This window comes from Streptomyces sp. NPDC051664 (genome assembly GCF_044453545.1).
In the GTDB taxonomy this organism is placed as follows: domain Bacteria; phylum Actinomycetota; class Actinomycetes; order Streptomycetales; family Streptomycetaceae; genus Streptomyces.
Genome location: NZ_JBITCU010000012.1, coordinates 161,187 through 174,146, shown reverse-complemented (window position 1 = coordinate 174,146; position 12,960 = coordinate 161,187). Strand labels below are relative to the sequence as shown.

17 protein-coding genes are annotated in these 12,960 nt (G+C 70.0%); 13 read left to right on the top strand and 4 right to left on the bottom strand.

Annotated elements, in window-relative coordinates; translation table 11 throughout:
• Window positions 1-93 precede the first annotated feature (93 nt).
• The 6 genes from ACIA8E_RS23280 to ACIA8E_RS23255 all read left to right on the top strand — a co-directional run bounded on the left by ACIA8E_RS23280 (window position 94) and on the right by ACIA8E_RS23255 (window position 5,198).
• Complete coding sequence (locus ACIA8E_RS23280; RefSeq protein ID WP_399301232.1) at window positions 94-1,002, top strand: hypothetical protein; 909 nt, start codon at window positions 94-96, stop codon at window positions 1,000-1,002.
• Window positions 999-1,814 carry a hypothetical protein gene (locus ACIA8E_RS23275; protein WP_399301230.1) on the top strand — a complete coding sequence of 272 codons (816 nt, stop codon included), beginning with the start codon at window positions 999-1,001 and terminating at the stop codon, window positions 1,812-1,814. Before ACIA8E_RS23280 ends, ACIA8E_RS23275 begins: the two co-directional genes overlap by 4 nt.
• Window positions 1,811-2,815, top strand: a complete 1,005-nt coding sequence (locus ACIA8E_RS23270; protein WP_399301229.1) for a hypothetical protein — start codon at window positions 1,811-1,813, stop codon at window positions 2,813-2,815. Before ACIA8E_RS23275 ends, ACIA8E_RS23270 begins: the two co-directional genes overlap by 4 nt.
• Before the next feature lie 280 nt (window positions 2,816-3,095).
• Window positions 3,096-3,668 carry an FABP family protein gene (locus tag ACIA8E_RS23265; RefSeq protein WP_399301227.1) on the top strand — a complete coding sequence of 191 codons (573 nt, stop codon included), beginning with the start codon at window positions 3,096-3,098 and terminating at the stop codon, window positions 3,666-3,668.
• 81 nt (window positions 3,669-3,749) lie between these two features.
• A complete protein-coding gene (locus ACIA8E_RS23260) occupies window positions 3,750-4,211 on the top strand; it encodes a Fur family transcriptional regulator (protein ID WP_399301225.1) in 462 nt (153 codons plus the stop codon).
• 21 nt (window positions 4,212-4,232) lie between these two features.
• Window positions 4,233-5,198, top strand: coding sequence for a YgfZ/GcvT domain-containing protein (locus ACIA8E_RS23255; protein WP_399301223.1), 966 nt, complete (start codon window positions 4,233-4,235; stop codon window positions 5,196-5,198).
• A 49-nt stretch (window positions 5,199-5,247) separates the two neighbouring features.
• On the opposite strand, the gene dtd is transcribed toward ACIA8E_RS23255, so the two are convergent.
• Entirely contained in the window at window positions 5,248-5,697 is a 450-nt protein-coding gene (gene dtd, locus ACIA8E_RS23250; protein ID WP_399301221.1) for a D-aminoacyl-tRNA deacylase, read from the bottom strand.
• Window positions 5,698-5,813: 116 nt separating this feature from the next.
• On the opposite strand from dtd, the gene ACIA8E_RS23245 reads away from it, so the two are divergent.
• From ACIA8E_RS23245 to ACIA8E_RS23235, 3 genes are all read left to right on the top strand, one after another.
• Window positions 5,814-6,434 carry an ABC transporter substrate-binding protein gene (locus ACIA8E_RS23245; protein ID WP_399301219.1) on the top strand — a complete coding sequence of 207 codons (621 nt, stop codon included), beginning with the start codon at window positions 5,814-5,816 and terminating at the stop codon, window positions 6,432-6,434.
• Window positions 6,435-6,487: 53 nt separating this feature from the next.
• Complete coding sequence (locus ACIA8E_RS23240) at window positions 6,488-7,480, top strand: asparaginase (RefSeq protein WP_399301217.1); 993 nt, start codon at window positions 6,488-6,490, stop codon at window positions 7,478-7,480.
• 63 nt (window positions 7,481-7,543) lie between these two features.
• A complete protein-coding gene (locus tag ACIA8E_RS23235) occupies window positions 7,544-8,797 on the top strand; it encodes a GNAT family N-acetyltransferase (protein ID WP_399301215.1) in 1,254 nt (417 codons plus the stop codon).
• Here ACIA8E_RS23235 and ACIA8E_RS23230 read toward each other — a convergent pair whose 3' ends face one another.
• Window positions 8,798-8,965 carry a hypothetical protein gene (locus tag ACIA8E_RS23230; protein ID WP_399301213.1) on the bottom strand — a complete coding sequence of 56 codons (168 nt, stop codon included), beginning with the start codon at window positions 8,963-8,965 and terminating at the stop codon, window positions 8,798-8,800.
• Between the two features lie 257 nt (window positions 8,966-9,222).
• Between ACIA8E_RS23230 and ACIA8E_RS23225 the strand changes: the two genes are divergently transcribed.
• From ACIA8E_RS23225 to ACIA8E_RS23215, 3 genes are all read left to right on the top strand, one after another.
• Entirely contained in the window at window positions 9,223-10,188 is a 966-nt protein-coding gene (locus ACIA8E_RS23225; protein ID WP_399301211.1) for a GntR family transcriptional regulator, read from the top strand.
• Between the two features lie 59 nt (window positions 10,189-10,247).
• Window positions 10,248-10,997 carry an HAD family hydrolase gene (locus tag ACIA8E_RS23220; protein ID WP_399301209.1) on the top strand — a complete coding sequence of 250 codons (750 nt, stop codon included), beginning with the start codon at window positions 10,248-10,250 and terminating at the stop codon, window positions 10,995-10,997.
• Window positions 10,998-11,104: 107 nt separating this feature from the next.
• On the top strand, window positions 11,105-12,256 hold the full coding sequence (locus tag ACIA8E_RS23215) for a phosphotransferase family protein (protein WP_399301208.1): 1,152 nt from the start codon (window positions 11,105-11,107) through the stop codon (window positions 12,254-12,256).
• A 111-nt stretch (window positions 12,257-12,367) separates the two neighbouring features.
• Here ACIA8E_RS23215 and ACIA8E_RS23210 read toward each other — a convergent pair whose 3' ends face one another.
• Window positions 12,368-12,526 (bottom strand): zinc-binding dehydrogenase, encoded by a 159-nt coding sequence (locus ACIA8E_RS23210; RefSeq protein WP_399301206.1) that lies wholly within the window; start codon window positions 12,524-12,526, stop codon window positions 12,368-12,370.
• Window positions 12,527-12,557: 31 nt separating this feature from the next.
• Here ACIA8E_RS23210 and ACIA8E_RS23205 point away from each other — a divergent pair, with 31 nt between their 5' ends.
• Window positions 12,558-12,737 carry a hypothetical protein gene (locus ACIA8E_RS23205; protein WP_399301204.1) on the top strand — a complete coding sequence of 60 codons (180 nt, stop codon included), beginning with the start codon at window positions 12,558-12,560 and terminating at the stop codon, window positions 12,735-12,737.
• Here ACIA8E_RS23205 and ACIA8E_RS23200 read toward each other — a convergent pair.
• The gene (locus ACIA8E_RS23200) at window positions 12,727-12,888 is read right to left on the bottom strand and encodes a hypothetical protein (RefSeq protein WP_399301202.1); all 162 of its coding nucleotides are present in this window, start codon (window positions 12,886-12,888) and stop codon (window positions 12,727-12,729) included. The two genes, ACIA8E_RS23205 and ACIA8E_RS23200, sit on opposite strands and share 11 nt — an antisense overlap.
• Window positions 12,889-12,960: the final 72 nt, after the last annotated feature.

The window sequence follows — 12,960 nt, the reverse complement described above, 5'->3', positions numbered from 1 at the left end:
AATCGTCGCCGGTACAACCCCACCCCCTTGTGAGGGGTCAGTTGTGTGCGCAGGTAATGGAATCTGCGCCTCAGGTCTCGTGGGGGGACCCTCTTGGAACCGAAAGACACCATTCCTGACGGGTCGGCCGAGCCGCCCGTGCAGGCCGAGGCGCAAGTTCAGGCCGCGGAGCCGCCCGCGCCCGCGCCGATGATCGCGCCCGTGACCGAGCCGGTCGTCGGGCCCGCGACTGTTCCGGTTGCCGAGTCCGATGCGCCGGTGACGCCGGTCAAGCCGCGGCCGCGTGGCCGTACCGCACTGCTGATCGCCGCCGCCGCGGTGCTCGGGATCGCCGGTGGCACCGCCGTCGGTTACGGCGTGCAGGCCGACCGCGCCCCGACCCCGCTGGCCGCCCTGTCGCAGCCGAACCTCGCCTACCCGGCGAAGGCGCTGCCCGCGGACAAGGTCCCGACCCCGCTGCCCGTGTCGCAGGACCGGCAGCGGAAGACCGAGGGCGATCTGCGCGAGCTGCTCGTCAGCAAGCCCTCGGGGGCGCGCAACGCCAGGTTCCCGTTCCCGACCAAGGGCTGGATGTCCCTTGACGCGTACGCGCGGGAGTTCAAGAGCGAGGACTACATGTTCGAGACGCTCGCGGAGGCCGACGTCCGCCGGATCGCGGCCGCCAACTGGTCGCAGGGGCAGTACCGCGATGTGGGCATCCGCCTCGTGCAGTTCCGCTCCGGCGCAGAGCTCGGGGCGTCCGACCATGCGAACGATCAGCTGGGTTACATGCCCTACGCCAAGGACGGCGCAGGCAACGAAGGCGATCCGATCAAGGGCAGCGGCAACGGCCGCTACTTCCTGTACAAGGCTGTGAACAAGCCGGGCTACCTGCCTGTCTACCAGGCGCGGGCCATCGCCCAGCGCGGCGACGTCATGTTCGACATCAACATCTTCGACACCGTGCCGATCAGCAAGAAGGACATCCGGACCCTGGCCGAGCGACAGCTGGAGCGGCTGTGAACGACGACATGACACCCGACACCGCCCCGCCCGCCGACACCGCCCCGGCCGCCGAGCCGGCCCCGGCCGCCCCGAAGGGCCGGGCCCGGCGCGTGGTGCTCGCCGTGCTCCCCGCGGTCCTGGTCCTCGGCGCCGTCGGCGGTGCGGCCGCCTACACCAAGGTCACCGTGGACAGCGCCGACCGCACCGTCACCACCAAGGTCTGGGGTGAGGGCGCGCCCAAGCCCGCCAAGGACCCCGCCGGGGACGTCGGCCGGGGCAGGACCGATACCGAGCTCAGCAAGCTGGTGCTGCCGGTCCCCAAGAACTACCGTCTCGGCCCGGACATGGGCGAGTACGGAAACGACGACGAGATCAGCGGCAAGAAGGCCACGGCCCAGATGAAGGAGAGCGGCCGGGGGATCGCGGGCAAGCAGCGCCGCGAACGGGACCAGCGCATCGACCGGCTCCACCTGCAGGGCATCGCGCAGCGCTCGTACACCTCGGACGACAGTGATCTGACGGTCGAGATCCAGATCGTGAAGATGAAGGACAAGAGGGCTGTCCACGACATGTTCGGCTTCCAGACGGAGCTGATGGACACCATCGGCGGCTTCCGCGAGGGGCCGAAGATCGAGGGCCACAAGAAGGCCAGGTGCTTCCGGGAGCCGCAGACCAAGGCGAAGCTCGACGCCCTGTCCTGCTTCGCGTACGACGGGGAGCTGTTCCTCACCGTCGACGCGTACGGCACGAAGCCGCTCAGCGCGTCCGACGTCGCCGATCTCGTGAAGGACCAGCTCGACCACATCGAGTCCCCGGGGGAGTACGTATGACCGAGCAGACGGCGACACCGACCGCCGCGACCGAGGAGCCCGCTGCTCCGGAGCAGGCGCTTCCGCCGACGGGAGCGGAGCCCGCAGCGGCTGCCGAGCCCGCCCCGGCCACGGAGCCCGCCCCGGCCACGGAGCCCGCCCCGGCCACGGAGCCCGCAGCGGCTGCCGAGCCCGCCCCGGCCACCGAGCCCCTGGTGGTCCCCGAGCAGGCACTCGCGGTGGCGGAGCCCGTACCGGCTCCGAAGCCGTCCCGCCGCGTCCTGCGGGCCGTCGCCCGCTGGACCGCCGCCGTGCTGGTGCTCGGCGGTCTCGGCACCGGTACGGCCCTCGGCATCACTTCGATGGAACGCACCGACGTACCGGGCCTGGCCACCGAGGGCGACGGGCGCTGGGACTACCCGGAGCTCAGCCTGCCCGCGCTGCCGGCCGGTTCGCCGCGCCCGTTCAACGAGGCCAATGTCGCCGAGATCCACCACGCCGACCTGCGGAAGCTGCTGATCCCCGCCCCGGCCGGAGCAACCGCGGACAAGAAGCTGACGGGCGGCTGGGTGAGCACGGCGCAGTTCGTCAGCGAGTTCCGCAAGGACAAGCGCGGCGAGCTCACGCAACTGCTCGACGACTCGGCCCTGCGCCACATCGCGGCGCGCGGCTGGACCATGCCGGACGGCACGAGGTCCAGGGTCTATCTGCTTCAGTTCAACTCGACGGCGTACGCCCAGGGGCTCCGGGACGACACCTATGTGAGCAGCACCCCGGGCATACCGCTCGACTGGCCGACGGAACTGCAGATGGACGAGAGCTGGAACTCCGGCGGCAAGGTGCCGGAGACCGTGGTCTACGCGTTCGGCGAGACGAAGACCGGGAAGGGGCGGATCCACGAGGCCTACATCCAGGCCGGTGACACGCTCGCCCTGGTCATCCACTCGCAGCAGGGCAAGAAGATCGCCGAGCAGATCCCGTTCCGCCAGACGCTGATCCTGCAGAACGAGCTGCTGGGCTGATCCGCACGCCGGGGAGCCCCGCTTCCTCGGCAAGCCCCGAACCATCGCGCCGGGCCCCTACCCATTAGGCTGGGGCCCGGCCCTGTACTGCCGCCATACCGCTCGTTATCGCTCGTCCGAGGAGCTCCCGTGCTTGAGGCATTCTTCTCCACCCTGCTGGTCCTGGTCTGCGTCGGTGTTCTCGCCTTCGCCGGCCTGACCGTGAAGAAGCTGTACCAGGGCCAGCGCTGACCCGCGTCCGCACCGCTCATCACCCCCTCACAGATCGTCTGAGCCGCTCATGATCGAGATCCCGTCCGACCTCCACCCGGACCTCGTCCCGCTTGTCTTCCTGCTCGGCAACTGGACGGGCGCGGGCGTGTCCGACTTCCCCGGCGCCGAGAAGTGCAACTTCGGCCAGGAAGTCTCCTTCAGCCACGACGGCCGGGACTTCCTGGAATACGTCTCGCACTCCTGGGTGCTCGACGCCGAGGGCAACAAGGTCAAGCCACTGGAGACCGAGTCCGGCTACTGGCGCATCGACAAGCACCGCAAGGTCGAGGTCGTCATGGTCCGCGACCAGGGCGTCATCGAGATCTGGTACGGCGAGCTCGCCCACCAGAAGCCGCAGATCGACCTGGTCACCGACGCGGTGGCCCGGACCGCGGCCTCCGGCCCGTACAACGGTGGCAAGCGGCTCTACGGCTATGTGAACAGCGACCTGATGTGGGTCGGCGAGAAGGCCACCCCCGAGGTGGAGCTGCGCCCGTACATGTCGGCGCACCTGAAGAAGGTCGTCACCCCCGAAGAGGTCGAGGAGATGGCCAAGAGCCTCGGCGACCTGCCGGACGACGGCATCGCGTTCTTCAAGTAGGCGCGCCACCCGCACGCAGCCGGACGGCCAAGTAGTCGTGCGGCCTGCGGGCGGGCGCTCCTCCGGTCCTACACTGGGCCTGTGGTGAGCACCGACTGGAAGAGCGACCTTCGGCAGCGCGGCTACCGGCTGACGCCGCAGCGGCAGCTTGTCCTGGAAGCGGTCGACAGACTGGAACACGCGACGCCGGACGACATCCTCTGCGAGGTGCGCAGGACGGCGTCCGGCGTGAACATCTCCACGGTCTACCGGACTCTGGAGCTCCTGGAGGAGCTGGGGCTGGTCAGCCACGCCCATCTGGGGCACGGGGCACCGACGTACCACCTGGCCGACCGCCATCACCACATCCATCTGGTCTGCCGGGACTGCACGAATGTCATCGAGGCCGATGTCGACGTCGTCACCGAGTTCACCACGCAGCTGCGGGACACGTTCGGGTTCGAGACCGATATGAAGCACTTCGCGATCTTCGGACGCTGTGCGGACTGCACGACGAAGGCGGCGGCGGCCGGACCGGCGCCTGCTCCTGGTTCCGAGCAGTAAATCGAGTCGTACGCTGGTCGCATGAAGAGCCCTCTGCTGTCCCTGCCCGGCGCCGTTCCCGCCGAAGGCCGCGACGAAGGCGTCGCCGCGCACTACGGCGACCTGTTCCGCGAGCAGCGCGCCCTCGCCGACGGCACCGGCCTCGTCGACCTCTCGCACCGCGGCGTCGTCACCGTCACCGGAAGCGATCGGCTGGCCTGGCTGCACCTGCTGCTCACCCAGCACGTCAGTGAACTCGCCCCCGGGCAGGCCACCGAGGCGCTGATTCTCACCGCGAACGGGCACATCGAGCACGCCCTCTACCTCGTCGACGACGGCGAGACGGTGTGGGCGCACGTCGAACCGGACACCCAGGGTGAACTGGTCGCCTATCTGGAGTCGATGAAGTTCTTCTACCAGGTCGAAGTCGCCGACCGTACGGAGGACTTCGCCGTCGTGCACCTGCCGGCCGGCTCGATCGAAGAGGTGCCGGAAGGTGTCGTCGTGCGGGAGGCGCCGCACGGCCGCGATCTGTTTCTGCCCCGCGCCGACCTGGAGCAGTACGCCACCGAGCACGGCCCGGTGGCCGGCATCCTGGCGTACGAGGCGCTGCGCGTCGAGGCGCACCGCCCCCGGCTCGGCTTCGAGACCGACCACCGCACCATCCCGCACGAGCTGGGCTGGATCGGCACGGCCGTCCACCTCCAGAAGGGCTGCTACCGCGGTCAGGAGACCGTGGCCCGGGTGCACAACCTGGGGAAGCCGCCGCGCCGGCTGGTCTTCCTGCACCTGGACGGCAGCGATGTGCTGCTGCCCGGGCACGGGACGCCGGTGCGGCTCGCCGCGGACGGGGCGGACGGCCGCCAGCTCGGCTTCATCACCACGTCCGCCCGCCACCACGAGCTGGGCCCGATCGCACTGGCGCTGGTCAAGCGGAACGTGGCGGTGGACGCGGAACTGCTCGCCGGTGACACGGCTGCGGCCCAGGAGACGGTCGTCGAGCCGTAGATCTTCCGCGGCCCTCCGTGCGCGCGTCCGGCTCCCCGCCGGACTCCGCTCAGACCTCGACGAGGAGGGTGAACGGGCCATGGTTCGTGAGCGAGACCCGCATGTCCGCTCCGAACCGGCCCGTCTCCACGTGCGCCCCCAGCGCCCGCAGCTGCGCCACCACCTCGTCGACCAGTGGTTCGGCGATCTCGCCGGGTGCCGCGGCGTTCCAGGTGGGCCTGCGGCCCTTCCGGGCGTCCCCGTAGAGAGTGAACTGCGAAATCACCAGAAGCGGTGCATTCACGTCGGAGCAGGACTTCTCGCCCTCCAGGATGCGGACCGACCAGAGCTTGCGGGCGAGCTGCGCCGCCTTCTCCACGGTGTCCCCATGGGTGACTCCGACCAGCACACACAGTCCCTCGCCGACGATTTCGCCCACCACCGCGGGCCCGCTTCCGTCGCCCGCGCCGTCGGCCACCGTGACGCTCGCGCCGTACACCCTCTGTATCACTGCACGCATACAGACCAACCTATCTTGGGCTGAACGGGTACAGAGCACCTGCGTAGTCACCGTACGGAATGGCACGATGCACGGAGGCGGTGTGCCGACGCACCGGTCGAGGGGATGGACAAAGCATGAGTACATATGGAGCCGGGCACCCAGCCGGTGCCGTACCGGTCACGCGTGCCACAACCAGTACCGATACCACCGCCGGCGCCATGCGGCCACCCGTGCAGCGGACCGGTCCGGGCATCGACGAGCGACTGCCGGGGCAGTCACCGCCCGAGCTGGGCGCCCTGCAGCTGCCGGAGCTGCGAAGCCTGCGCCGTGACTCGCAGCGCGACGAGGCCGACCTCAGTTACGTACGCCGTCTGATCCAGGGCCGTATCGACATCCTGCGGGCCGAGCTGGCCCGCCGCCGGGACCCCGAGACGCCGGTCGTGGACCGGCTCTCCGAGATCCTCGCCGACACCCCGTCCCGGCACCGTTCCTCCGCCCGGCATGTCACGCTCACCACACCGCGCAGCGACGAGTTCCGCCGACTGGCGGCCGAGACGCTCGCCGAGGTCGAACTCTCCGACCTCGACGCCCGCACCGACGAAGAGCTGTACACCGCGATGGGGCGGCTCGTCCGCTACGAGCAGCAGGTCTCCCGCCGCCGTCACCAGCTGCAACGTACCGCTGACGATTGCAGCGCCGAGATCGCCCGCAGGTACCGTGATGGGGAAGCACAAGTAGACGACCTGCTCGCCTGAAGCGATCCTTCCGGGCGGGGCGGGTCACTCGCCCCGCCCGGAAGGCCGCCCCCATGACCTCCACACCTCTCATATCCCCGGCGTCCCCCGCGCTGCCCGCCGGCCCCGCTCTTCCCGTTCTGGCCGAGGTCGTACGTTCCGGCTTCGTGGAGGGCCACCACCGGGGCTCCCTGGTCGTGCTGGCAGCGGACGGCAGTGTGGAGCGGACCCTCGGAGACCCGGACGCGCCGGTCTTCCCCCGCTCCTCCAACAAGCCGATGCAGGCCGCCGCCGTGCTGCGGGCCGGGCTCGACCTCTCCGGGGAGCGGCTGGCGCTGGCCGCCGCGAGCCACTCGGGCGAGGTGTTCCACCTCGACCTCGTACGCAAGATGCTCGCCGAGTACCGACTGACGCCCGAGGATCTGCAGACCCCGCCCGATCTGCCGCTGGACCCTGCTGAGGCGGAGACGTACCTCGCCGCGGGCCAGGTCCGTGAGCGCATCACCATGAACTGCTCCGGCAAGCACGCCGCCATGCTCGCGGTGTGCGCACTCAACGGCTGGGACCGGGCGACCTATCTGGACCCGGCGCACCCGCTCCAGCAGCTGGTCCACCAGGTGGTGGAGGAGGCGGCGGGCGAACCTGTCGCGGCGGTCGGTACGGACGGCTGCGGGGCGCCGTTGATGGCGATCAGCCTGGTGGGTCTGGCGCGGGCGTTCCGCTCGTTCGTGCGTGCGGACGAGGGCACCGCCGAACGCCGGGTGGCGGACGCGATGCGTGCCCACCCCGAGTACGTCGCGGGCACCCGGCGGCCCGACACCTGGCTGATGCGCGAGGTGCCGGGCACGCTCTCCAAGATGGGCGCGGAGGCGGTCCAGGCGGTGGCGCTGCCCGACGGCCGGGCGCTGGCGTTCAAGATCACTGACGGCGGGGGCCGGGCGCTCGGCCCGGTGCTGGCCAGGTCGCTGGAGCTGCTCGGCGTCGACGCACCGGTGGTGGACCGGATCGGACGGGCGCCGCTGCTGGGCGGCAGCGCGGAGGTGGGCGAGATCCGGGCGGCTTTCTGACCGGATCCGTGGCGACGGAAAACCGGGCGACATCCCACGGACCGCATGCCTAGCGTGGGGCGCATGAGCATTGAGGTCCGCCCCGTCACCGCATCGGAGTTCCCCGACTGGCTGCGCGCCGTGAACACCGGCTTTCTGCGCCCGCCGACGGTGACGGAGGGGGAGGTCACGAGCCGCCTCCCGCACATTGATCTGGCCCGGACCCAAGGGGTGTTCGACGCCGGCCGGTGTGTGGCGACGTTCCGCTCGTTCGCGCAGGAGCTGACGGTGGTCGGCGGCGCCACGGTGCCGTCCGACGCGGTCACCAACGTCACGGTGTCGCCCACGCACCGCCGTCGCGGGCTGCTCAGCCGGATGATGGCCACGGACCTGGCGGCGGCCAAGGACCGCGGTGACGTGGTCGCCACGCTGATCGCCGCCGAGTACCCGATCTACGGGCGGTACGGGTTCGGCCCGGCCGCCTGGACCACCGAGTGGGAGATCGACGTCCCCCGGGCGGGCCTGGACCCGCGCTGGTCGGGCCCGTCCGCTGCGGACGGCGGCGGTCGGATCGACCTGGTGGACGGCGCGGAGGTACGCAAGCTCGGCCCGGCTCTGCACGACCGGCTGCGCGCCCGGCAGCACGGCGTGGTCAGCCGCGGCGACCGCTGGTGGCAGCTGAACACCGGCGAGGACGTGCCTGTGCCGGGATCGTGGACGGAACCGTTCCACGCGGTGTACCGCAACGCGGACGGGGCGGTCGACGGTCTGCTCGTCTACCGCGCCGACGACAAGTGGGGCGATGCGAAGCAACCGCTGAACCGGGCGTCCGTCCTCGGCCTGATCGCCGAGACCCCGGCGGCGGAACGGGCGCTGTGGCATTTCGTCTGCTCGATCGACTGGATCACCACGGTCCGCTCGGGCCACCGCGCCCCCGACGACCTGCTCCCCCTTCTCCTCCCGGACCCGCGCGCGGCCCGCGTCGTGACGCAGGCGGACTGGATGTGGGTGCGGGTCCTGGACGTCGTACGAGCCCTGGAGGCCCGCACCTACGCGGCCCCGGCCTCCCTGACCCTGGAGATCCACGACCCGGAGGGCCTCGCCGGCGGCCGCTTCCGCCTGGACGCATCCCCGGACGGCGCCTCGTGCGCACCGACGACGCGGAGCGCGGATCTGGCCCTGGACGTACGGGAGCTCGGGACGCTCTACCTCGGCGACGAATCGGCGCTGCGGCTGGCTGCGCTGGGCCGGGTCGAGCAGCTCACGCCGGGTGCGGCGGCGGTGGCCGACAGGGTGTTCCGGGCGGGGCGACGGGCCTGGTGCCCGGATGTGTTCTGATCAGGAATCGGTCGGGACGAGGAGCAGCGCGAGGATGAGTGCTCCCGCCCCCGCACAGTTGGGGCTGCCGGTCTTGAGACCCAGGGCCAGCAGGGTGAAGCCCACCGTGCCCATGAGGCCGTACTTCCACTGAACGAACTGCTCGAGTCCCAGCGTGATGAATGGCATGGCGGTCACTCCTCCGGTGGTGAAGGGGCGTCTGCGCACGCACACCTTTGTGCCGCTCGGACGCGATACCTGTGACTCCCGGCAACCACTCAACTCCCCTATGAATTTGACTGGTTGGCGTGTGGATATGGTTCCCTGCGGAGTGGAGTTCGCAAACTTGTCTGGTTGTGTAGGTAAGTTGATGACTATGCGATGACGATTCGGTTGGTTGCGAGCTCCATCTCCTGTCGCGTGTCCGGTAGTTGTATGGTTGAGAGGTGACGAGCCATGAACCTGTTCCGGCTGGCAACAGCGCGCATCAGTACAAGCGGATCGCCGATGAGCTGCTGAAAGGGATCAACAGCGAGGTGTGGCGGCCCGGCGACCGGCTGCCCACGCATGAGCAGCTTGCGGACCGTTTCGATGTCTCGCGTGCGACGGTCAAGGAAGCGCTGAAGCTGCTCAGCAGCAAGGGGCTGATCGTCACCCGGCAGGGCAGCGGGACGTTCGTCAGTGAAGGGCCGAAGTCCGGCGTCGTCCCGCAGCGCAACAGCCCCTCCGTCGAGAACAGGGACGACAGTGGGGACGACGACGGCGACGACGTGTGGGCGGTCGTCTCGGAGCGCGTTCCTCCGGTGCTGCTGAAGCCTTACCTGGAAGAGGCGTTCGAGGCCACGCAGGTGAAGCTCGATGTCTTCTCGATGACCACGGAGTCGCTGGCGGCCCGGGTGTCCGACCAGAAGAACCGCATCATGACCGGGGAGATCAGGCCGCCCCGCAGCATCACGGCCCGGCTGATGCTCCCCGACTGCGACTTCCCTCATCTCGCCATCCCCCGCCCGGTGGACGGGACGGACGATCCGCGGGTGCGGCGGCGGCTGAAGGGGATCCTGCAGAGCCACGCGACCATGCTCCGCGAGGCCCTGTTCGAACTCCGCTACCAGGGGTTCGTGCCCGAAGTCGATGTCGAGGTGCGGTTGGTGCCGTTCGCACCGCAGATGAAGCTGTACATTCTGAACCGCCGACTGGCGCTGCAGGGCTTCTACGTGACCGAAGAGGGCACCATCCCGCTCCCTCCGGACCGTGAGGAAGTCGCGATCTACGACGCCTACGGTACGGGGGCCACCCTCTTTCCGTATCGCGCCTCGGCCGACTCCACACCCGACCAAGTCGGCATTGTGCGCACGTTTCAGGCATTCTTTGACTCGAACTGGGACAAACTAGCCACAAGGGCGGATTTCTGATCGTGTCGCACGCCACGACCACCCCTGCGTCTCCCCGAAGCACGACGGTCCTGCCGGCCGTGTCCGTCGCGAGGGCGACGGACCTGCTGTCCCGCGCCGCCTGCGTCGTGCTCGACTTCGACGGACCCATCGCCCGGCTCTTCGCCGGTGGCCATGAAGGCAAGGACAGTGTGGCCGGCCGCATTGCCGAAGAGTTGCTGGACATCGCCGCATCGCACCGTCTGGAAGTGGACGAGGTGCGCGGATGCACCGACCCCCACGCGATCTTCAGCTGCTACGCGGAGCGCACCGCCCGCCGCGGCGCGTCCGAAGCGTGGGGCTCTGCCGCCTCGGAGATGCAGGGCGTCCTCACCGCCTGGGAGATCAAGTCGGCCGAGCATGCCGAGCCGACACCGGGTGCCGCGGAGTTCATGAAGGCATGGGCCGGAGCGGGCCGGCGGCTGGCGGTGGCGTCCAACAACCACCCGGACGCCATCAAGCGCTACCTCGAGCGTGAGTCGCTGTCGAAGTACTTCGCACCCTCCTCGGTGATCGGCAGGAACGAGGGGGATGCTGCGCTCATGAAGCCGAATCCATGGGCTCTGGACGAGGTCATGCGGGACTCGGCAGCTGGGGTCGCGGCGCACTTGATGATCGGCGACGCGGCCACCGACTGGCAGGCCGCGAACGCGGTCGGGATGCCCTTCATCGGGTTCCACCGCAAGCCCGAGAAGCGAATGGCGCTGTCGCGGGGCGGAGCGGTTCCCGTCCTCGACTCGATGCAGGTGCTCGCCGATGCGGCGAACGGGCTGCAGGCACAAGTGCGGTAGTACAACAGGAAGTTGTACCTTCCTTGTATGGATCGTGACGAGTTGGCCGCACCGGGCTGCGGGGCCCGCGGCAGGCGCACGGCAGCCGCGACGGGCCGGGCCCTCCCGTGACGGCGCTCCCGGTTTCCGTCGCCGCGCAGCCGTCGGACCGGGCGGACGCGGGGCAGGTGCCCCCGGCGCGGGCGTCCGAGGCCCGGATGCGTGCTGCCGCGCTCGTCCCGGACGAGAGCCTGCTGGTGGGCCCATTGAAGGGTTACCACCACGAGACGTACGCCTTTCCGCTTCCGGCGGGCGGCGGTTCGACCGCGCAGACCTGGTGGAAGTGCCGGGATCCGCGGGCGGGGCTGTTCTGGTTCGATCTGCGCTGGTTCCCCTCTGAGAAGGAACTCGTCCGGGCCCTTCAGGGGTGCATCACTCGTATCCCCGCGGTCGTCGAGCGCGAGACGGTCTCCCTCTACACATTCATCGAGGGGCGGACGCTCGGCGAGATCTGCCCTCCCGGGCGACCGCTGTCGGCGCGCCATGTGCGTCAACTCGGGCTGCTGTTCCGCGAACTGGTCTCGATCGACCCATACCGGATCAGCCGGGCGGACGGCCCGGGTCAGGGTCGGTGGCCCGAAGGCCCGGGCGACGACTCCACTGCCTTTCTGATGCGCCTCATCCACTTCACCGAGCACCAGGTCTACCGCCGGCACGCACCGCGCTACGGCTCTCTCTTCCGGGAACTGGGCCTCCGCGACGACGGACTGGACCGGCTGCGGCGGGTGGGCGGTGGACTGACGCCGCGCCCGTTCGCCCTCATCCACGGTGATCTGCACCGGGAGAACTTCATCGTCGATCCGGATGGCGATCTGTGGACCATCGACTGGGAGCTGGCGATGGTCGGCGACCCGCTGTACGACCTGGCGACACACCTTCATCTGATGCGCTACCCGGCGGTGGAGCAGTGGCGGATCGCGGCGATCTGGCGGGACGCGGTCGAGTGCGCCCGGCCCGGCAGCTCGGACGGATGGGAGCGAGACCTGCCGACGCTTCTCGCGTACAAGCGGGCGCAGTCCGTCTACACGGATGTGATCCGCACCGCGCTGGCCCTGGGTCCGGGACCGGAGCCGCAGTGGCGGCTGCTGTCGCAGGGGGCCCGACGGATACGGAAGGTGCTGGCGGCGGCCGCGGAGCCACTGGGGCTGCCCCGCGTGCCGACGGTCCAGGAGGTCGGTGGTGCGTACGTCCGCTGGTTCGCCGCGAACCGGCCGGTGTAGACCTTGCTGCGTTGAGGCACCGGTCCGAGGACGGGCGGGAGGGGTGCAGGACGGAATGGGCGGGGGAGTGGGGGCGCCGTTCTCCTGCGTTCCGGTTCCTGCCTCGACCGGTCACTCCTCCCGTGCGCTCAGCAGCACCTTGCCCAGCAGGCTGCGCTCCTCGATCGCCGTATGCGCTTCGGCGGCCTGCTCCAGCGGGTAGACGCGCCCGATCCCCGGACGCAGCCGTCCCGCCGCTGCCTCGGCCAGTGCGTGTCCGGCCAGGCGCACGGGCCCCCGCAGCTTCCAGGGCCGTACGGAGGTGGCGCGGCATGGCATCACGCTGCGCGGCATCGCGGACGTACAGCTGTCCGACGCGGAGTACGTCCAGTGCCGTCTTCCGGTCGCCGCGGGCCACCGCGGCGGCATGGGCGATTGCCGCGTGCGTCAGCTGCACGAGGAGGGTGCCCATGCCGCCGGAGGCGTCGAGATCAGTCACTGAACGCACCCGACCGGATCCGGGTCTCCACGAAGAGCGTGTCAACGTGGCTCACGTCGATCACCACATCGCCGGGCCCCGGCACCGGGTCGGGCATCTCGGCCGGAACGAGTACCTCCGGGCCGCCCAGCTCCCTGACCAGCGGCACACGCATGCGGATCACACCTCTCCGTCACCTGGCGACCGGCCTGTCCGGCGCCCGTGCGATCACTCTCGGACGTCAAGT